17 protein-coding genes and 1 tRNA gene are annotated in these 21,945 nt (G+C 38.8%); 7 read left to right on the forward strand and 11 right to left on the reverse strand.

Translation table 11 applies throughout. The annotated features are described in order from the left end of the window. Positions 1 to 17: 17 nt before the first annotated feature. Positions 18 to 1,622 (forward strand): alanine/glycine:cation symporter family protein, encoded by a 1,605-nt coding sequence (locus tag RM706_RS08305; RefSeq protein WP_432264971.1) that lies wholly within the window; start codon positions 18 to 20, stop codon positions 1,620 to 1,622. A gap of 10 nt (positions 1,623 to 1,632) precedes the next feature. On the opposite strand, the gene RM706_RS08310 is transcribed toward RM706_RS08305, so the two are convergent. Further along, positions 1,633 to 2,751 (reverse strand): PQQ-dependent sugar dehydrogenase, encoded by a 1,119-nt coding sequence (locus tag RM706_RS08310; RefSeq protein ID WP_311350592.1) that lies wholly within the window; start codon positions 2,749 to 2,751, stop codon positions 1,633 to 1,635. A gap of 158 nt (positions 2,752 to 2,909) precedes the next feature. Between RM706_RS08310 and RM706_RS08315 the strand changes: the two genes are divergently transcribed. The 6 genes from RM706_RS08315 (at position 2,910) to RM706_RS08340 (ending at position 15,660) form a co-directional block, all read left to right on the forward strand. Then, positions 2,910 to 11,528: a T9SS type B sorting domain-containing protein gene (locus tag RM706_RS08315; RefSeq protein WP_311350593.1), complete on the forward strand. Its 8,619-nt coding sequence runs from the start codon at positions 2,910 to 2,912 to the stop codon at positions 11,526 to 11,528. Positions 11,529 to 11,750: 222 nt separating this feature from the next. Next, on the forward strand, positions 11,751 to 12,044 hold the full coding sequence (locus tag RM706_RS08320; RefSeq protein WP_311350594.1) for a hypothetical protein: 294 nt from the start codon (positions 11,751 to 11,753) through the stop codon (positions 12,042 to 12,044). A gap of 68 nt (positions 12,045 to 12,112) precedes the next feature. Further along, a tRNA-Pro gene (locus tag RM706_RS08325) sits at positions 12,113 to 12,187 on the forward strand. A 217-nt stretch (positions 12,188 to 12,404) separates the two neighbouring features. Then, complete coding sequence (locus RM706_RS08330; protein ID WP_311350595.1) at positions 12,405 to 13,664, forward strand: phage integrase SAM-like domain-containing protein; 1,260 nt, start codon at positions 12,405 to 12,407, stop codon at positions 13,662 to 13,664. 293 nt (positions 13,665 to 13,957) lie between these two features. Then, positions 13,958 to 14,521: a BfmA/BtgA family mobilization protein gene (locus RM706_RS08335; RefSeq protein ID WP_311350596.1), complete on the forward strand. Its 564-nt coding sequence runs from the start codon at positions 13,958 to 13,960 to the stop codon at positions 14,519 to 14,521. Between the two features lie 284 nt (positions 14,522 to 14,805). After that, positions 14,806 to 15,660 (forward strand): helix-turn-helix domain-containing protein, encoded by an 855-nt coding sequence (locus tag RM706_RS08340; protein ID WP_311350597.1) that lies wholly within the window; start codon positions 14,806 to 14,808, stop codon positions 15,658 to 15,660. Positions 15,661 to 15,687: 27 nt separating this feature from the next. On the opposite strand, the gene RM706_RS08345 is transcribed toward RM706_RS08340, so the two are convergent. The 10 genes from RM706_RS08345 to RM706_RS08390 all read right to left on the reverse strand — a co-directional run bounded on the left by RM706_RS08345 (position 15,688) and on the right by RM706_RS08390 (position 21,889). Next, positions 15,688 to 16,395 carry a hypothetical protein gene (locus RM706_RS08345; protein WP_311350598.1) on the reverse strand — a complete coding sequence of 236 codons (708 nt, stop codon included), beginning with the start codon at positions 16,393 to 16,395 and terminating at the stop codon, positions 15,688 to 15,690. A gap of 57 nt (positions 16,396 to 16,452) precedes the next feature. After that, positions 16,453 to 17,718 (reverse strand): serine hydrolase domain-containing protein, encoded by a 1,266-nt coding sequence (locus RM706_RS08350; protein ID WP_311350599.1) that lies wholly within the window; start codon positions 17,716 to 17,718, stop codon positions 16,453 to 16,455. Positions 17,719 to 17,720: 2 nt separating this feature from the next. Then, entirely contained in the window at positions 17,721 to 17,861 is a 141-nt protein-coding gene (locus tag RM706_RS08355) for a hypothetical protein (RefSeq protein WP_311350600.1), read from the reverse strand. Between the two features lie 70 nt (positions 17,862 to 17,931). Continuing rightward, entirely contained in the window at positions 17,932 to 18,771 is an 840-nt protein-coding gene (locus RM706_RS08360) for an NAD(P)H-binding protein (RefSeq protein WP_311350601.1), read from the reverse strand. Positions 18,772 to 18,861: 90 nt separating this feature from the next. Beyond that, the gene (locus RM706_RS08365; protein WP_311350602.1) at positions 18,862 to 19,242 is read right to left on the reverse strand and encodes a DUF5367 family protein; all 381 of its coding nucleotides are present in this window, start codon (positions 19,240 to 19,242) and stop codon (positions 18,862 to 18,864) included. A gap of 45 nt (positions 19,243 to 19,287) precedes the next feature. Then, positions 19,288 to 19,782, reverse strand: a complete 495-nt coding sequence (locus tag RM706_RS08370; protein WP_311350603.1) for an anthrone oxygenase family protein — start codon at positions 19,780 to 19,782, stop codon at positions 19,288 to 19,290. 2 nt (positions 19,783 to 19,784) lie between these two features. Further along, entirely contained in the window at positions 19,785 to 20,132 is a 348-nt protein-coding gene (locus RM706_RS08375; RefSeq protein ID WP_311350604.1) for a hypothetical protein, read from the reverse strand. 99 nt (positions 20,133 to 20,231) lie between these two features. Continuing rightward, on the reverse strand, positions 20,232 to 20,774 hold the full coding sequence (locus RM706_RS08380; RefSeq protein ID WP_311350605.1) for an NADPH-dependent FMN reductase: 543 nt from the start codon (positions 20,772 to 20,774) through the stop codon (positions 20,232 to 20,234). 5 nt (positions 20,775 to 20,779) lie between these two features. After that, positions 20,780 to 21,232 (reverse strand): DoxX family protein, encoded by a 453-nt coding sequence (locus tag RM706_RS08385; protein WP_311350606.1) that lies wholly within the window; start codon positions 21,230 to 21,232, stop codon positions 20,780 to 20,782. 12 nt (positions 21,233 to 21,244) lie between these two features. After that, positions 21,245 to 21,889, reverse strand: coding sequence for a hypothetical protein (locus RM706_RS08390; RefSeq protein WP_311350607.1), 645 nt, complete (start codon positions 21,887 to 21,889; stop codon positions 21,245 to 21,247). Between the last annotated feature and the right edge of the window lie 56 nt (positions 21,890 to 21,945).

Raw genomic sequence — 21,945 nt, forward strand, 5'->3', positions numbered from 1 at the left:
ATCATAAAACGAGCGTTATGCGATTAGGTTTTTCCACTAAATTAAAATGTAGTTTAGCTTTACTTACTATGGTTTTCCCGACTATTGTAAGAGCGGAGGCAAAAGGCCTAGATGAACAAATAAATGACAGCTTTATGCCATTTGCCATTTGGTGGGAGAACCTAATTTTTTCTAAAATTGTAATTTTTGGTGTTGGAATACCAATGGTTTTAATACTGTTGCTTACTGGGGCTTTGTTTTTTACGGTTTATTTCAAGTTTATAAATATCCTTCATTTTAAAACAGCAATACAAGTGGTGCGTGGTAAGTTCGATTACCTTGAAGAGGTATCACAAGATGATATTGTAGGCACCATAAAAAATGAAGGTCACTATGGTGAAGTAAATCATTTTCAAGCTTTGACAACAGCAGTCTCAGGTACAGTTGGGCTTGGGAATATTGCGATGGTGGCAGTGGCAATTTCCATTGGGGGACCAGGTGCTACCTTTTGGATGATAGTTGCTGGGTTATTGGGCATGTCTTCTAAATTTGTGGAATGTACCTTAGGGGTAAAGTATAGGGACATTGATGAAAAAGGTAGCGTTTACGGCGGCCCAATGTATTACCTTTCTCGTGGATTTAAAGAAAATGGACTTGCTCATTTGGGCAAAATACTAGCGGGCATTTTCGCCGTACTTTGCATTGGTGCGTCTTTAGGTGGAGGTAACGCGTTTCAAACAAATCAGGCCGCAGCCCAAATCATCACCCGATTTGGGTTAGAGGGTGCAAACACCGGTACAATCATAGGAGTTTTATTTGCAATTTTTGTTGGAATCGTTATTATCGGCGGTATAAAACGCATAGCCAAGGTTACTGAAAAAGTTGTTCCTTTAATGGCTGCTCTTTATGTTGCAGCAGCTTTATTTATCATTTTCTCAAACTTTGATAAAATTGGAGAAGCCTTAGGTTTGATTGTTTCAGATGCATTTACACCAAGGGCCTCCATAACTGGCGGTTTCATAGGTGTTATGATACAGGGTTTTAGAAGAGCAGCATTTTCAAATGAGGCCGGTGCTGGCTCCGCGGCCATAGCACACTCTGCCGTAAATACAAAGTTTGCTGCCTCTGAAGGATTGGTCGGTTTATTGGAGCCTTTTATTGATACTGTCTTAATATGTACAATAACAGCTTTGGTAATCATTATTTTTAATATTGACGGCGCTTTTGTTTATGGTGATGTCATTAATCAACAGGCACTAATGTCTGATGGATCAAGAATGGGGGGTGTCAATTTAACTTCAAGGGCTTTTGAAAGTACTATACCAGGTTCGTCTTATGTGTTGGTATTAGCTGTGATTTTATTTGCTTTTTCGACTATTATTTCCTGGTCATACTATGGATTACAAGCTTGGAAATATTTATTCGGAAGAGGAAAATTATCTGACTTGATTTATAAAATATTATTCTTGGTATTTACAATATTAGGTGCTGCCATAACTTTAGACGCCGTAATCAAATTTTCAGATGCCATGATACTTGCTCTTGTATTTCCAAATATTATAGGGCTATTGTTTTTGTTTCCAAAGGCAAAAGACGAACTCTCCAAATATCTTTCTCTTATAAAGAGAAAGGGTTCAGAATAGAGATATCCACTTATTTTGGGTCCAATCGATAGATGCCTTTGCCTTCTACGCCAACATAAATGAATCCATCTGGAGCTTGCCGAACACTACGAACTCGGCCTAAACCATCTAAGAGCTTTTCGCGATATACCACTTTGTTGTTTTTGAATTCCAATCGCTCCAAATATTGAAAAGCCAAAGAACCCACCAAAAGATTTCCTTCCCAATCCGGGTATTTAGCTGAGGTAACAAATGTCATTCCTGAAGGAGCAATGGAAGGTACCCAATAGTGCAAGGGTTGTTCCATACCTTTTTTGGAAGTTTCATTGGTGATTTTGGTGCCACTATAATTGATGCCATAAGTAATTACGGGCCAACCATAGTTTTTACCTTTTTTGACAATGTTAATCTCATCACCGCCTCTGGGGCCGTGTTCATGGTTCCAAATCTCCCCTGTAAAGGGATTCTTAACCAATCCCTGAGGATTTCGATGTCCGTAACTATAAATAGCATTTTTAGCCTTAGAATTTGAAACAAAGGGATTATCATGAGGTATGCGCCCATCATCATGAATTCGGTAAATCTTCCCTCCATCTCTAGTAATATCTTGTGGGTTCACATCTCGATTGCCCCGATCACCGATGGAGAAGTACAAATACCCATCATTATCAAACTCAATTCTTGAACCCCAATGTTGTCCTTTACTGGTGTTTGGAACGCCTTTGTATAACAGTTCCTTATTTTTCAGTTGATTCCCATCTAATTTTGCTCGCATAATAGCTGTGTTGCCTCCACTTCCATTACCTTCTGAAGAGGAATAAGAAAAATATATCCAGCCATTTTCTTCGTAATTTGGATGTAATTCCACGTCCATAAATCCACCTTGCCCACGCACTAAAATATCTGGTAAATTGTTTATTTCTATTTTTGAACCATTTTGAAATAGGATGAGTTTTCCAGCCTTTTCAGTTGTTAAAATTGCCCCATTGGGCAAAAAAGCCATTCCCCATGGATTTTGAAGATCTTTAATAATCAAAGACTCTGTAAATGAATTAGTTACAGGTGATTTTATATTTTTGTCAACGGCCTGGCCACAAGCTTCAAAGAGCAGTACAACGAAAAAATAGGTATACAATGCACGCTTTTTCATAATTTTATCGTTAGAGTGTATATAAATATAGATGAACTGCTTTTTCATGTAGTTCAATGAAATGTTAAAATTAACTAGATTTTATAAGTTTAAATAATTACTAATTAATGTATTAGGCTCCCAAATCCTCAATACATTAAAAATACCGAGCTTAACCTATGCCCCGTAAAAAAACAAGGCGTCATCTGTATGCCGTGCTATTGGTGTTATCATCAGTTGTAGTTTATTCGGCAGTCTTTAAATCAAATACTTATGTATTTGATACAAAGTTTGGCACACCCAAGACTGAAACTTTCCCTTCTTCCAAAACAGCTGGAATAGATGCGAAAGTTTCAAAAGTGAATGTATCTGAATCAGTGGCTTTATCACCAATGTTCATGACGATTATACAGGGAGCTGATGAAGAAGTTGGATGTAGTAACAATGGGTTCACCGTAGCTCGTTTTAATTTATGCGGTGATTCTGACGATAGAACAATTTCACTTTCCGGAGGACCTTATGGCTCGGTACAATGGCAGATTCTAGGCGGAGCTTGTGTTCCTGATATTAACGAAGACTGTCCCAATACCACTACTTCTTGCTACACAACGGTAGCTACGTCACAAACGTTTAACCTAGATGCGAGTACCATACCAGCCGGCTCTGGCGCAGAGTTTCGTGTAATAGCGGATGGGCAGCAATACTTTTTTAAGGTGAAAAAAAGTACGATTACCCAAACCTATATAAAAAGAGATTATATCTGCGGTGTTGATGGGCGTATTCAAATCACCAATCTTTCAAGTGCTTATGAGTTTAGTATCGATGGGGGTTTAAATTGGCAGACATCACCAATTTTTGATGGACTGGCTCCCGACACTTACGTAGTTATCGCAAGGCTACAGAATACTCCAAACACCTGTGAATACCCATACGAACCTATTGTTATCGAACAACAGGATATCAGTATTGATGTAGAGTTTATTGATGCCCAATGTTTTGGGGATACCGGAAGTATTGAAGTGACCGTAAATGATGTGCCAGGACCATTTAGATATACATTATTGGATGAAGTGGGCATTCCAATTGAATTCACCACATTTATTACTACCAACCCTTATACCTTTAGTGCAGTTGGTTTTGGTACATATAGCGTTCAAGTCGAAACTCAGCAATGTACAGGTGATATCGCTAATGGAATTCCACCACCACAACAAAGCCTTGATATTAATGGCAGCCCAATAACCATTGGTGATGGAATAGTGCCCTTGTCGGCATCCACTGAGGTGAACGAAAGTTTGAGTTCTGAACCTGGTTGTGGTTCTCCAGCGGTAGACATTATTGTAAGGACTTCTGGGGGAACTGCTCCATATACGTTCACTGTGAGTGATGGGGGAAATTCAGGGGGCTCCTATACTACACAAACGACATACAATGTTACTACTGCGGGCTCCTATGATTTCACTATTACCGATGCCAATGGATGTATCATAACAGCTTCAGCCAATGTACAAGAGTTGACACCTCCCGATGTCACTGTAGCTGGTATTGATGGAACCTGCACCAATGGTGGTTCACGATTAGACATTACGGTAGTTGACGCCAAAGGATACAACCTTTCCTTTAGGGCGACTCCAGCGGATCCTTGGAGCACGGATCCATTACTTTCCGTACCAGCTGGCACCTACAATTCCATTCAGGTTCGATACGAGCAGGGTGGTTTTAGTTGTTTTATTACCTTGCCCGATTCAATTACTGTCACTGAAAGTGGTGCAATAAACGGAGCTGACCCAACTTGGGCAGATTTAACGTGCGATGGTTTAGGAGGTATAAATGATGGTTCAATAACTTTTCCTGGTGCTTATACTGGAGCAGGTGGCGGTCCTTTTGAATTCAGTATTAACGGAAGCGACTTTTTTACGCAACAAACATTCAATAATCTGCCTGCGGGTACGTATACGCCTGCGATTCGCAATGCTTCTGGATGTCGAAGGGATTTTACGGCAATTACCATTGCCGATGTAGACCCCCCTACCAATATTGATTTTGCACAAAACAATACCAATTGTGCGGCCAATACTTCAGATGTAGTGCTAACACCAACGTCGAACTTTCCTATCAACACCTATGAAATTATTAGTCCGGTTGGTGCTGTCGTCAACAATGGTTCTAACAACACGTTTGCAGGTCTCACTAATAATATCAACCATACATTCAGAATCACCGATGTTAATGGTTGCACCTATGAAGAAAGTTTTACGCCAGCCGTTATCAGTTCCATTCGAGCACGAGTGGGGTCTGGTGGTGATTTGAGGGTTTGTAACGGTGCAACAGATGGCAATGCTACTTTTTTGGTAGATGGATTTGCAAATACGTATTCCTATACAGTAACACCAGGTGGCTTTAATGGTACTGGGGAAACTAATTTGCAAGTGCCTATTTCCAATTTAGGAGCCAACACTTACACTATTACGGTCACGGACGATGATACGGGTTGTACCGATACGGCAAGTGTTACTGTTGAAGAACCTGCTACGCCACTGAGCATAACTCCAGATGTCACCGATATGAGTTGTGCCAATAACAATATTGGTCGGGTAAGGGCAAACGCCTCGGGTGGTTTCGGCACATACCGTTATGAATTGGAATGGCCAACGCCTCCAGGCATCACCCAAGGACCTAAAAGCGGTCCTACTTTTGGAAACCTTACTGCGGAAGGTACCTATACCCTTACGGTAACAGATGCTGAAGGATGTACCGCATCAACTACATTTACTTTAAGTTCAGTTGATCCACCAACAATTACCTTAGGAGCTGTAGACAACTGTTTTTCGCCCACAAATGATGGTTCAATTATGGTGAGTTCCACTGCTGGAACGGCTGCATTGGCAACCCACCAATATCGAATTAACGGTGGGGCTTTACAGGGAAGTCCAAACTTTACAGGGTTGGTTCCGGGCACATACACAGTGGAGGTAATGGATGGAAACAATTGTACCGACCAATTGCAAGTGACCATTCCCCCCCAAGTCCAGATTGACCTGGATTTGATTACTGAAATTCCGTGTGGTGGTAATGGCGAAATGCAGATTAGCATTAACGGTGGAGATATTACTACCTTGGCAAGTACTTCTTATACAATTTATCTAGATGGCACTCCGGTAGCAGGGCACGTTGGTCTTCCTATACCTTCAAATCCTTTTAATTATACGGTTCCTTTAGGTGACGACGGTAATTATACCGTTGAAGTAACAGATAACAATAGTTGTACGAATACATCCCCACCATTGACGTTCACTGCTCCTGTTGCCATATCGGCCACATCGAACCCAGTAGGACCAAGTTGCGGTGATCCCAATAGTGGTTACGTGGAGATTATCCCTGATGTATCCTTCGGTACACCAGCATTTGAGGTGATTTTTGCTCCTCAAGGAACAGGCCTCGTAGATAGCCCATTTGATGCTGCACAGCCGGCAGGATACACTTATGGTTCGCAGACCATTTATTCTGGTCTATCCGCAGGTACTTATGAATACATTGTAAAAGATGCTAGAAACTGTACTACAGGTGTCCTTACTGTTGCTATTGCAGATGACTTAACAAACCCACCAGACGCCGATGTTTCGGCCAATCCTGCTGTTTGTGCAGCAGGTGTTGTTTCTGGTGGAATTACTATTAATTCAATTGCTGATGGTAGACCTGATTTTATCATTATAGTAGAAGATATTTTTGGAAACGAGTTCTTTAGGCAAGAAGATGTTTCTTTAACAGACTTGCCATTGGCGATTAATGGTTTGGCAGAAGGTAATTACAATGTGATTACATTAGATTCTAGAGGATGTATTGACCAAGACCAGATTAATATCATATCTACTACAGTTGATATTGTGCCCACTACGATACTACCATTGGTTTGTGATGATGCAGGTTTTGCCTATTGCGTTGATATTGTTGGAGGAACAGGTCCATTTGGAATTCGAAGAATTGAGGATCCATCGTTCACGGATTTAGGGGGAACGCCACCAACACCAAATCGATCCTATTGTTTTGCCAATATTCAATTTGGTCAATCATTTACGGTAGAGGTCATTGATTATGCTACAAATTGTACTTATGAAGAACTTATTGATGTACCGGAAGGCCCATCTACTGTAGACGTCGTTCTAAATGTTGGGGGAGCTACATGTATAGGTGATTTGGTCACATTAGATTGGACGATTACCGGTACTACGGGAGCTACCTTTTTTGTTGAAATTCAAAATTTAGATACTGGAGCAATCGTATTTACAGATGCTACTGCAACAAGTACTACGGGAACATTGGATGTTCCAGAAGGACCTTACGCCATAACGGTAGTCGATGATGGCGTCGGAGGTACAGAATGTTCGGACGGTGATACAGGTGATGCAATATTAGATTACCCTCGTGTTGACATTATTGAAAACCAAAATGCCAACTGTAATGAACTTGGCCAGTTGACCTTCAGGGGAAGTGGTGGAACACCATATGCTCCAGGAATATTGCCTAACGACTCTCCATATGAATATGCTGTAGTTCTTTCAGGGACTCCACCAGCAGCTGGTGACTATGGTTTCGAAACTACCGTCGCTTTGTCAGGTTCATTAGCACCTGGTACCGCCTATGACATTTGGGTTCGTGATTCGCGAGGCTGCGAATTTCAAACTTCTGCAACCATTGTTCAATTAGATCCTGATTTGCCGATTCCTACAATCGTAGTCAACAATCAATGTATTACGGGCGCCCCTCCGGCAAGTTTTCAGATTGATGTGACTATGCCTGCTACTATCGATAACCCGACATTCACTTTGGGCGGTCAGACCTTGGTTCCAGCCTACGATGGTATCAATCCTACAACAGCAACATTTAACGTACCCAGCATCGGAGTATATGATATAAATGTTGTGGATTCCAATGGCTGTGATGTCGATACTACTGCTGAGGTTTTCCAGATTCTTTCTGCCTCAGCGGAATTCTCTACAGAGCCAAGTTGTAATAATACAGACGGTGTAATAACGGTTACCCCTAATGGAGGTAGTGGGAATTTTACATTTGAATTGCGAGATGGTACAGGTACACCCACTGGAAATACGACGGGTGATACTACTGGTATTTTTACAGGGGTGGACCCAGGAGATTATGAAGTAATGGTTACCGATGATATTGCTAATGACGGAAGTCTTTTCTGTACCTTCACCGTCGATGGTATCACCTTAGATACTGCGACCGTCCCGGTCATTGCCGATATGGGAGAAAGTGATATCAGCTGTAATGGAGCGAATGATGGTAGTATTAACGTGGTATTGAATCCAGGATCTGATATCGATGGTATTTTTGAATATAGACTATTTGACTCAGGAGGAGCACAGATAGGCAGCAATATATCTGGTTCTTTTGATGGGCTTGACCCAGATACCTACCGTGTAGTGGTTGAAACTAACAGAGGATGTATTGACGACGAAACCGCATCTGTATCAGAACCTCCTGTATTTCAAATCACCGCTACGGATGAAACTTTGGTCTGTGAAAATGGCACTAATCGTTTTAGCACGGCAACTATTTCAGCTACCATTGTTGGTCCAAATATTGGTAATGGGGGTCCTTATGGATATCGTATTGACCCAGCCGATAGCTATCAAAGTAGTCCTGATTTTGATATAGTTGATAATGGTACTGACCAAACGATAACTATTTATGCTATAGATTCCAATGGTTGCGAAGATAGTGTTACCATCACGGTTTTCGCTCCTACTGATGTATTACCAAGTCTTACTACCTTGAATGAATTGACCTGTGCAAATCCTGAGCGCGTTGAGATTACTGTTGTCGGTACTTCTGATTTTACAGTAATAACTTCAGCGCCCTCGGGTACCACAGTCGCTAATGTTAGTGTTACAGGCGGTGGTACTGCAGTGGTAGATTTGCCTGATGCCGGAGATTATCTTTTTGAGATACAAGATGATAGCGTAAATGGCTGTAGCTATCCGTTGCCAAGGTATACCGTTGCCCCACCAATCTATCCTACTGCTTTAATTACTGAAGCTGGACCCGTTTTATGCGATGGTGATGCCAATGGTAGTCTGTTTATTGAGGTTACGGATTATAATGGAATCTTTAATTATGAAGCTTTTTTATTGGATGTCAATGGAAATCGTGTTGTTCCTGCTCAGGCCATAGGTAGTTTTGATACTGCCAATTTCCCAGATGCGAGTGGAGATCCAGCGCGAATTACGGGATTGGTTGGAGGAAATTATGAAGTGGCCATAACCACATCAGCTGATCCTCAGTGTCCTACTATGAGCAATGTTGCGACGGTACGTGCACCAAATGGTCCATTAGTTCCCGGTGCTATTGAGATTGGAAATGTAAGCTGTAATGACAACAATGGTGTCATAGAAGCAAATTTGAATGGTGGTTGGGATTCCGCTGCCTACGAATACCGATTGCTATTTGATAGCGATAATGATGGTACTTATGAAACGGAAACTCAGACGTGGGGTGCAGTAAATCGATTTGAGAACTTAAGTAGTGGTGATTACCAAGTAGGTTTCAGAGATGTAGAAGGATGTTTAGAGACATTTGATATTACCCTTAACCCTATAGACCCGATTACGGCTGGAATTCGGGAGCCTCAAGCCTTGGTTTGCCCAGATGGGAACAACGCTGTTTTAGAAGCCTTTGATCCGTCAACCGGTGATGCTTCTACAGCAGTACCTGGCGCAGCAGGTGGAGTACTTGGTGCAGGATACATCTATCAACTGATTTATTTGGGCAGTAATAATATAACTGATGAGATATCACGAAGTGGTTTGCAGGATTCACCAACCTTTTCAGGAGCTTCAGGTGGGTTTATCAGTCAAGGCTGGTATGCCATTGAGATTTCATCAAGTTTTGGTTGTATCGGCATGACCATACCGTATTATGTGGATCCACCACCACCAATCATTCCTGATTTGGTACAGGTGCAAGCCCCAGGTTGTGGAGGTATTGGTCAAATGCGCTTGCGTATTGAAAACCCTGAAGTTGGATTTGAGTATGAATATCGCTTGGCCAGCTCGGCAGGAGGTAATCCTATGGATTTATTTACAAGAATGGAAGATGGTCTTGGTAATGCTTCTACGGAAACTTTGATTGATGGGGTTCAAGGATTTTATCAGTTTGAAGTACGTAAAATTAATGCTACTAACACTTGCGGTACTATAAATTCGAATGGATTGACTTTGGTCGACGCTCAAAATATTGATTTAGTGGTCAACCAACCAGATGATATTTCTTGTGCCAATGAAATTGATGGTAGAATAGAATCATTTTCTTCGGGTGGAGTAGGGTCTAATGTCTACACACTTTATTTGGGTGATCCTGTTGATGCATTTAATCCTTCACCAACAGCTACTATGGTCGCTTCTAACAATTTTGGAACTTTTGAAGGACTAAATGATGCAACCGACTATTATATTGCGGTTACGAGCGGCGTTAGTTGTCAAGATATTGAAGGTCCATATGTAGTTGCAAGACCAGAACCTATTGTTTTTAATACAACGGCTACACCTGTAAGCTGCAGTGGTGAAGAGGATGGCACGATTACCGTTGAGGTGAATAGTGGGGGCGTAGGATTGATACAATTTGCAATCGGACCTAATTTTAATGAATTCTTTAATGACCCCGACAATCCTGGTATTTATACTTTTGAAGACTTACAAGGTGATAGTAGTGGTAGGGAATATACTATTTTGATTCAAGATTCTGAAGGATGTTCGGAAACCACATTCGTTGAAGTTTTTGAACCTGAAACAATTCAAATATCTTCAGTAGAGACGCCAGAAATATGTCTTGGATTTGCTGATGGCACGGCTCAGCTTACTGTAACAGGGGGAACTCCTTTTATAGATGCCATGGGTACGTCTTACTACGAAGTAGCAATGAATTCCTCAGATGATATAGATTTTGTTAGAAATGACAACCTATTTTTTGACAACTTGACAGGTGGAGAAAGCTATGCCTTCTTTGTACGTGATGCCAACGGCTGTATGGAGAACATTGTTGTGTCAATAGGAATTGGGGTGGATATCAATGCTGAGGTCCAAGTGGTTTACGGTTGTGAGGGCATTTTTCCAAATAGTACGACTACCATTGTACCACTTAATTCGTCTTCATTATCGGATGTATTGATTTCTTTAGATGTGGATGATATCAATTTGGCAACAGAACAAATGCAATGGGCCGATTTACCAGCAGGGGATCGTACTGCCTTTTTGTATCACCCTAACGGATGTACCACATTTGTAGAATTTACAATAGATGCGTATGAACCGCTTTCGGTTGAAGTTATGAAAACTGCTGCGGATGAAGTAACAGCAATAGCAACAGGAGGATTTGGAGATTATGAATATTTCTTTCAAGGGGATTCACAGGGAAGTGAAAATATTTTCAATATTATTTTCGATGCAACAATCACGGTACGGGTAGTAGATGCGCAAGGTTGTTTTGTGGAAGTTGTTTTTCCCTTCAATTTTGAAGGTATGCCAGAGTTTCCAAATTTCTTCACTCCCGATGGTGATGGTCTAAATGATGACTGGTTTCCTCAAAACCGAGAATTCTTTCCCAATATTGAGGTTATTATTTATGATCGATACGGTAGGGTAGTGGCAGAATTGGATCAGGTAAAAAAATGGGATGGTTCTTATGAAGGCAGCCCTTTGCCTACAGGTGATTATTGGTATGTTGTAAATGCCAATGATATAGAGAAACAACAGTTCGTTGGTCACTTTACCTTATATAGATAAGTTTCCCAGATTGGAGAAATTATTAAGTAAATAATTGATAGCAAGTGATTACTGTTTTAACTATTTATCTTGCTTCTTTCAATTCAACATTGTATTTTGGTGGTTCAGCTCAATAAAATAACGATTCACCTTTGGAGAGCATTGGTTTTAATTTGTATTGTTTTAATTTGAATTTTGTTAGGTCATGCAAAACACCAACTAACTTTTCATCTAATAATAGCAATGAAAAAAGAAAGACAACCCCACACTTCATCCTTTTTATTTGATAGTAAAGATGCAATAGATGAGCAATCTATTTTTATGTTGAACCTTTACTTAAGTGCCATTGCTGAAAAGCCTTACACAATCGATTATAATACCCTCTTAATGAGTTTCCATTTATGGAAGGGTTCTAATATTGAAGAATTTTGTGAAAAACATACTATAAGTTATTTTTTATTCAACCCGCAAAATGATTCAGCTGAAGCTCGTGAAGCCTTTTTCATGGATATTCGAGAGTTTCTTATAGGTAATTAGATTGGTAAAAATACCATCAATTCGTAAACTACAAATCATAATTAATTTCTATTTTTGCCTTTCTTTTTCGGGATGTGGCGCAGTCCGGTTAGCGTACACGGCTGGGGGCCGTGTGGTCGCAGGTTCAAATCCTGTCATCCCGACGAACCGCCATTTTGGCAATGTCAAAACCCTGCTAATCGTATGATTATCAGGGTTTTTCATTTTCCTTGCATTCATATGATATCATCTGAAACCACCCTTCTGGTGTGCAATTCGGTGTACAAAGCGGTACGCATTTTGTGCTAATTTTATGTAATATTTAGGCAATCTAGATGTAGTCTTTAAACAAAAAGATGTTTAACTAAAAAGACTTAGAACATGCGTACAGACAGCACTTTAGGAGTGATTTTCTTCACTAGGAAAAAACGTAGCAATCCCGAAAAATTGGACATTTATGTCCGAATTACGGTCAATAAACAACGTTCTGAATTTAGTATTAAACGGGACATTGCGGTGTGCAATTGGGATATTTTCAGGTGTAGAGCCAAAGAAACAGACCCAAACCTAATTTTACTAAACACCTATTTAGATGATGTATATGCCGAAGTTCTCAATGCCCACAAGCAATTGCACTCGGAAAGGAAGGTAATCTCGGCCAAAGGAATCAAGCTAAGGTACTTCGGGGAGGACGAAGAGCGAATGACCTTGATGAAGGCCGTTGAATACCACAATCAAAATATCAATAATGAACTCAGAGCAGGAACCTTGAAAAACTATTACTCTACGGAGAACTATTTGAGGGAGTTTCTTCAGGAAAAGCACAAAACGGATGATATCTATTTGGTACAACTCAACTATAGGTTCATTGTGAATTTCGAGAATTATATCAGAACCTATAAACCAAAAAAGGAAAGAAGAACATGCACCAATAATGGTGTAATGAAACATCTGTCTAGACTGATGAAAATAATCAACATGTCCATTCGTATGGAATGGTTGGAGAAGAATCCATTTGCGAACTTCAAACTTCGGTTTGTTAAAAACGAACGAGACTATCTTACAGAAAGAGAACTAGAACTATTGGAAGAAACTTCTTTTATTCCAATAGGTTTACAACGGGTCAAAGATATCTTTTTGTTTAGTTGCTATACAGGTCTTTCATTTATCGATATCAAGGAATTGAACTGCAACCAAATCTTGGTAGGTATTGACGGAAACAAATGGATACATACAAAGAGAACAAAAACAAACGAGCTACTTAAGATTCCTTTACTTCCAAAGGCAAAGGAGATTCTGGATAAATACGAAAATGAAATTGAGCCTACTGGTGAACTACTTCCAGTTTATAGCAATCAAAAGACCAACAAAATCCTAAAGGAAATAGCCAAGACATGTGGTATCCATAAGAACATAACCTTTCATGTGGCCAGGCATACTTTCGCTACAACGATAACCCTATCGAATGGAGTGCCGATAGAAACGGTTTCCAAATTATTAGGCCATACCAAACTTACAACGACTCAAATTTATGCAAGGGTTCTACAAAAGAAAGTAGGGGAGGATATGCAAAACCTGATGGAAGTGTTCGAAGCAAAAAAGAAACAAAGAAGCGAAGCCCCCAAATCTAACCATAACTAAAAAGCGCATGGCCTCTGTTGGATTTTTGTAGCGTCCCGATAGGTAAGCGTAAAGCAAAAATCCGAAAGGGCGCAACCTACTTTTTCAATGAAAAGTACCTTTTGAGGTTTACAAAATTTAGCAGCGAAGCGGATAAAGGTTTGTAAAGCAAGAGGGCAACACGCTAAAGCGATGTTACAAGGTGCAAAACATTGATTTTCAATGAATTGAAAATATTAAATAATTATTTTTTGTAGCAAAAACACAGTAAAAAACCTGTGAGACCCTATAAACGTTGAAAAAATTTACTGTAAATGGAACTAAAAAAGAAGAAAATAAGTGATTTCTCGGCTATAAGCATCAATCGGATAGTTGCCGAAAGATATCGGGAGTTTTCAAAGAAGATTTCCAAGTCGCACACGATGACTTTGGAACTGATGATGGACTTCTTTGAAGGGGCGAAAATCTCACCAAAGAACAAGTATTTGATGAACTATATGGGTTCTGAACACCGGTTGAGCAAAAGGTTGGATTATCTGGAAGAACTACTTCGAAATTGGGAGAAGAATAGCAGTATTCCAAAAATTCATGATATGCTCAAAAAGGTATTTGACTTTGCAGAACGAGAAGAGAAAAACAGTCGAAAGGATTTAGAGTTGCAGCAAAAAATATACGACCAATCTTTAAGAAGGGACAAAGTAACCCAGTATGATAATTTTATGCTCAAGGAGAATTGGAAAAAGGAACGTAAAAGAGTTTTGAAATTATTGAATCAGATTACTTTGGAAAAATCCCGATTTGGAAAATCGTACTATAAAATTGAAATCGAAGAAAGCGATTTGGAAAGTTTGAAACAAGATTTAAATAAAGAGCTTTGATTTACCTCGCAAAAAGATAGGATGAAGCTTGGTAAGGATTTGGGACTTGCAGCACGAAACTTTGTTTCGCTCGCTTTTTTGATATTACAATTTGTTGTGTTGAATCCAAAGTTGCTTGCTACGACTATCGTTTTTTTACCCTTTATAAACAGTAACGTAAGACGAATATTCTAGAAGGTTATAATATAGATTGGCAAGATGCATTTTGTATTAGAATTAAGTTAATATTTATGGTTATTTCCCATACAGTTGTTTATGATAATCATTAAATTTCCGTAGCTTAAATGACCCGTGATTTTATTCATATTAATGACTTCGTGATTTTGGTAGAAGAAGCAAATACTACCAAAGTAGAAGTGGATGCCTGTTATTTTGACGAACCTATTGTTGCAGTAGCTTTTTACGGTTCGGGCAATGTAGATTTAGCTGTAAAATATGATGAAAAACAGAAAGATTTTCACTACACCAAGGGGCTTTCCTTTGCATTTTACGCAGACGAGAAAGTAGAATTTGAACATACAGTTAGTCCAAACAAAAGCCTTAGGTGTATTGTAGTGGCAACCAAGCTAAGCAAACTTGAAGAACTACCTAATCAAGAAGGTGAATTGTTTTCGGACCTTTTGAAAGAATTGGTAAAACCTAAGGACCATTATGTAGAAGGCCCCAGTTTTTTTATGACGCCAGAAATGGAAAATATCGTTGATGCATTTTTCTCAAACAACTATTCAGGGAAAACTAAAATGATGTTTTACAGAAGCCAGATTACTGCTTTATTATCTCACTTCTTTGGTCAACTTGCCCTAAAGCAGGAAGAAGTTTCAAAACCACTTCACAGAGAGCAGTTGAATAAAGCAAAAGATATTCTTTTAGAAAACTTGGAAAACCCGCCTTCGCTTTCAGAATTATCCCAAGCCATAGGCTTCAACACCACCAGACTCAAGAAAGAATTTAAGGCTATTTTTGGTGTTCCAGTTTTTAAGTATCTTCAAAATGAAAGGCTTACTTCAGCATATAAACTCATTAGTGAAAATGAGGCTACAGTACAAGAGGCTGCGTGGCAGGTGGGTTATGATAGTCTGAGTTCGTTTTCTAACGCTTTTGCGAAAAAATTTGGCTATCGCCCAAGTCAGATAAAATAGTTGACCTTCCCTTTAATATAATCTTACTTAATCAATAGATAAGAACGTAATACTAAGAAAGAAAATATTAGTAATCATATGTACTAATAAAGGATATTGAAACCCAAAGGCTACTCGCGTATATCCTGCAATCGTTGCACTAAACAATTGTGGTAAAGTTAATATAGGCATCCATAGAAAGTTAATGAAGCTCAGCTCAAAATTAAAAATGTGTAGCCAAGCGAAACTTGCACAAGAGAAATAGTAAATCATTCTAAAATGCTTTTTCCAGCCTCGTTCTAGAGCTGATTTTATGTTTTTTCTGCTATATAAAATATATGCAAGCAACACGATAATTATGGCGATGAATATCCTATACAAAAATGTATCATCTAAAAGAGATAATCGACTTTTAAAAACAGCTTTGGTAAGTATATAATATGTAAAAGTTCCAGAGGTTAACGCAAAATATATTGGGTTAAATCTTAGTGAGAGCCTAAATGTTATTTCTTCAAAGAGCGGTAATACAATTCCACCAACCATCAGTAAGACCAGCGGAGAAAATCGTTCTGCCATACTTGTTGAAGTAAGGTTTTCAGGCTTATAAATAAATTGTAGTAGAGACGCAACCATTACTGAGAATATTACTTTTATGAGAAATAGACCTATGGTATCGTAGATTTTATTTTTTATAGTTTTCTCTACCAATAGTCTCTCTTTAGGAGACTTGATAAAATTCACTAAATCTCTTGCCAAAGATGCATAGTATTTGGGTTTGATTAATGGATATGATGGTAGCATTATTTTAAGACCTTAACGGTTATTTTTCACTCTTCGAATCAAACCAATCGCTATTAGGAGAATCAAAATGATACCTAAACCGATTATCATAGTACGAATCATTCTTTCTTGTTGCATAACAAATAAGAGTGCATCTATCTTTCCTGTTTGTACAAAAACCCAGTCACTTGCGATTCTTGTTGCAAAATCTGGACTGCCTGTTGTTAGGATAATAATACCACTATTTGCTACAGGATTATATCGAAAAGCGGTATTGATAGGCGGGTTATTTTTCCCATCGTGACCAATTATAAATTCGCCTTCCTCCAATTCTGTAAAAAGAAAAGTTCCTAATCCATAAATGGGTGCGCCAAGAGTTTCCGCTTCAACTAGCCTCATCATTCTCTTAAATTCAGGAGTTAAGGGTTCTTGACTACCATTGTCTTTATCTAAGAAAAAGAACAGCTTTTCTATATCGGCTAACGTAGTGTAAAGAGCACTTGCAGCTTGTGCTGTGTAGTAACGATGTTGTGCTTTAGAGCCATCACTTTCATAAAACTCACTTAAGCTTTCGCGAAAGCGTTCATCCCATTGATAAAATGACGATTTCATTTGTAGGGGTTCAAAAACTTCAGCTTTCATAAACGCATCAAAAGTTTGACCGCTTACCTCTTCAACAATGAGTTGAAGCAAAGTAAAACCACCACCTGAATAGCGCCACTCGTTTCCTGGTGCTATACCTACTTTTAATACCCCGTCGTGGCCAGGGTCTGCATCTTTGGCGTTGGTTAGTGACGCTTCTAAAGACTGTATATTATCAGGATTTTTAAAACCTGCATAGCCCAGACCATCTGTTAAACCTGCTGTATGACTTAACAATCTTCTTATGGTGACCTCATTGTTGTCAAAATCACTTTCGGGCAATTGCCATCTAGTTAGATATTGAACTGCTGGTGCGTCTAAATCTAAATTCCCCTCTTGTACAAGTCTCATTACACCTATGGCAGAAACAAATTTTGAAAGAGATGCAACTTGAAAAACAGTATTTCTATCAACTTCTTTTCCATTTGAATAAAAGGACTCCTCAGCTAGTTTTCCATTCTCAAATACAGTAATTGCCATATTACCGACAAATTCCTTTTGAAGTTCTTCTTGTACAGATGCTACAAATTGAATGGGCGCTTTTTTTTGAGTAAATGGTGTATACCACCAGCCTTTATCGGTACCCAAAAAAACAACTACTGTGTAGATAGCCATTGATACTATTGCTAATGCGAAATATTTGAAAAATCGTTTCATTGCTATTTTTTAATAATAGTCCCAAAAACCAATCCCACGCCAGCTCCAAGTCCTAATCCTATTGCAATATTGCCTGTTAAGATGCCCACACAAAGTCCAATTCCTGCTCCAAATATTAATCCTAATACTATTTTCTTTTTCATATCACTTTTTTTATTGGCTGTGTTGCACTTATTAGGTGAACACAGCCTTGAGTTTATTTTATGATTCTTGTTATACTAAACTTTTAGCTTTCCAAATGCCTGTTTTGGCAGTTTCTGCAACATACTCACTAAAATCAATAGGTTTTCTACCTAGTACTTTTTCAATATCACTAGATATTTCTGCTAGTTCGGGATTGCCCAGAACTTCGGTAAACAGATATTCTATAAGCCAGATAAAGTCTTCGGGAAGACCCGCCTTACGCATTCCCTCGCCATATTCCTGTATTGAAATAGGGATAAACGTAATATCACGGTTACTTGCTTTAGCAATTTCCGCTACGGCATCTTTGAACGTTAAGGTTCTTGGGCCTGTGAGTTCATAAATCTGCCCGTTGTGGATGTCCTCGGTCAAGGCTTTGGTAGCCACTTTGGCAATATCATCGGTATCCACCCAAGGGATTTGGGCTTCTGCCTGAGGTAGTGCAACCACACCATCTAAAACAGGTTCTAACAAGAAGTTTTCACTGAAATTCTGATTGAACCAACTTGCACGCACAATAGTGTAATCTATACCTGAATGAATCACTACTTGCTCGCATAATTGCGCTTCGCGTTCTCCCTTTCCTGAAAGCAACACTAGCTTTTTAATACTGGCTCTCTTTGAGACTTTGACCAATTGTTCAATAGCTTCTAAAGCTCCTGGTACTGCCAAATCGGGTTGATAGGTGATGTAAATTTTGTCCATTCCCTCTACAGCCTTAGACCAATCTTCAGGTTGATGCCAGTCGAATGATGGCGTAGCGCTTCTAGAACCGATACGCACATTATGCCCTAACGCTTCCAATTGAGTTACAATTCTTCTTCCAGTTTTTCCTGTTCCTCCGATAACTAAGATGTTCTCTGTTCCCATTTCATTTGATTTTAAATTGATAAATAATTATGCTTCAAATCCCTGAAGCTTTTTTGATGTTACTTTTTATTAATAAGTTGCGATACTTCTTTAGCGATGTACTCTGAGATACCAATACACAATTGTGGTTACAATAAACTCTAGCCCAATGAACCAAAACCCAAAATCGACGAAGAAATCATAGTAGCTTCCTCCATAGGGAAGTATGGTAAATGGTACGGTAATGAGCGCATCTAAAATTGCCGATATCATAAAGAAAATTAGTCCCGTCCTAAGCCCGTATGTATGAACACCATTTTTATAATACAGTTTCGCCCCAAGCCAAACTATGGGCACTATGACTATTGACAGCCATATATTGGCCTGTTGCTCTGCATTTTCTAACAGTGGCACATAATAGGAGAGGGTATATAAACTCGCGCCAATTATCCAAATTAGGATTCCGATAAATATTGTTCTGGTATATTTCATAACTGTTCGTTTTTTGATGCTTCGACTATGCTCAGCACAGGTTGATTATTTATTATAAATGATTCCGATGAGTAGTAAAGCAAAAGCCATGAAAGAGGCTATGGTGCGCTGGATGTGCCATCTGTTCCATGGCTTCTCAAACTTAGTTCTTAGCTCTTTAAGTTCTAAGGACGAAAGATTTTCTAGTACGGTTTTATCAAGCATTTCGTTGAGCGGTACATTTTTAAAAACCGTGATAAGACCAATGCCAACCAAAAACAGTATTGCAGCTATAAGAAAAGACCAATAGGTCGATGGATGTGCATTTCGATGCAAATACGCATTAATAAATAAGAGTATTACAGGACCAAAAAACGTAATAAGAAAACTACGATTGATTATAGCGCGATTCATCGCTTGAAACGCTTGCAGGAAACCCAAGTCGTCCAACCTCCCAATTCCTGGGGTTATGGCATTAGACCACGTAAAACATAAACCTGCCGTAAGTCCAGTAAATAAGATGCCTAGCATTAATACGATGATTCTAAAGTTAATTTCCATTTTTAATTGCTTTTTAAGGATGATACCCAGGTTAGTAAATCTTGATATTCATCACTGGTTAGTTTTATCTTCATGCCCTTGGACATTCGTTTTTTAATGAATACCTGTTTGTACACATCAGCTGACCAGTCATCCATATTCTCTTCCGTAAACACACGTCTACGATTTCGTTTGGCGTGACAGACATTGCACTTGTTTGTAAGAATCTCAAATGCTTTTGTCTTAACAGGGTCTTTAGTAACAGAATTTGAGTAATCAATAGGTTGGTAATTGCTAACTACTTTTGATTCAGCAACTGCTATCGTAGCTGTTATGTAAATTCCTATGAACAGTTTTATTAAAATTGTCATCTTACAAATGGTTTATTAATTATGATGACACAAAGTTGCTCAGATATGCCACCAATCATTTATTCGAGCGGAAGTATGATTTGTTCGAAAAGTGCATTCTCATAAACTGGTTTGGACTTCTTTAGAAAATCTGACTGTTTTATCTTCTAATTCTTTTCTAAAATTCTCTTCTATGATTTCGCCTTCTTTAAAGTTGTCATAAAAAGACGGTAGCGAATAGGTTTCTATGATTTTTGCTCCCAAAAATGGAAAATAGGTGCTTGCAGATTGAAGTACGGTACTTCCACCTCTTCCTCCAGGGGAAGTCGCCATAAGCAGCATAGGTTTCTCCTTCCAAATTTTCGTATCTAAACGTGATAACCAGTCTAAGGTATTTTTAAATACTGCGGCATAGGAACCATTATGTTCTGCTAAAGAGATAATAAATGCATCTGCCGAATTGATAATTTCATTTAATCTTTTTATTGCTGTAGGGATTCCATTCTCTGCTTCAAAATCAACTCCATAAATGGGTAGAACATAATCGTTTAAGTCGATTGAAATAATTTCTACATTTTCTAGTAAACTAGATGTATAGGATAGTAAACTTTTGTTAATGGATTTTTGACTATTACTCCCTGCCAGTGTGATTACTTTTTTCATAATTATTATTTTTTTGAGATTAAACTATCGATAGACCATTTTCCGCTTCCATTGAATACTATACTTAAAGCTAGACCAATAACAAGCAATGAATATTCATAACCTTCTCCTGCTTGATTGCCATACCAATTCATAAAAAAGCCGTGTTCTAATTGAGTAGTAATTATGATACCTGTGAACATACCTGCAAGAGATATAGCCCAAAACCTTGAAAAGAGTCCAAGAACCAATGAAATGGAGCCAAAAAACTCAATCATAATAACCGAGAAGGCTATAATACTTGGTAAGCCCATTTGAGCAGTCAACGACTCCATCGTACCGGAATAGCCATATCCACCAAAGAGTCCTAATAACTTTTGTGCCCCGTGCGGAAATATGACCAGTCCAAGAGTTAAACGTGCAATACTAAATCCGAGATTGGAATGTGTTTTAATTAATTTTTTGAATAAATGTTTCATAATATATATGGTTTAAAATGTTTTACGGTAATACAATCCAAAAGAGGATTTCTGAATAGGTTTAGGTCCGTATTGGTCAAAATCTGACCCAAGCCCAAATTGATGTCCTTGGTAGGATAGGCCTAAACGTAATTGTTGGAAACTTCTGGAGTGCGTTTTAAATTTGTCCCAAACCGTCAGATACTGCCCGTTGAACCACAAGGAAATATTTCCACTTAGTGGTGTATGTAATTGAAATTGTGCAAATAGCTCTGCTTGACTTGCCCGTTTCTTTTCTGAATATGCCACTGTAGGAATGACTACCAGTAAGGCTTTCGATTTTTTTAGCGTGAATTTGGCCGATAGCCTTTCTGAAAACCCTCCAAAACTGTTGTAATACAGAGAAGGTCCTAGCGCAATATTCTTGCTAATATTCCAGCATAATGTAGGTTGTACGCCTACTTCATCAAAAATTTGATTTTCCTTGTCTCTGAATTTCTGAAAGAAAGCGAGGTTAGTAATACCTAATGTATTACTGTCATTTATTGAATAATTGGAAAGTAGCGTGAAGTCTGTTTTCTCGAATCCTGAAAACAGTTCCAGTTGGGTAAATTGCGCTTGTAAAATACTTACAAAACCAATTATAAAGACTACTGATATGAGTTCTACTTTTTTCACACTCCAAAATTCCGATTGGAAAGAGTGAAAAAAAATGAACTAGTTTAAGACTTTTA

This window comes from Croceitalea rosinachiae, assembly GCF_031846445.1.
Lineage (GTDB): Bacteria > Bacteroidota > Bacteroidia > Flavobacteriales > Flavobacteriaceae > Croceitalea > Croceitalea rosinachiae.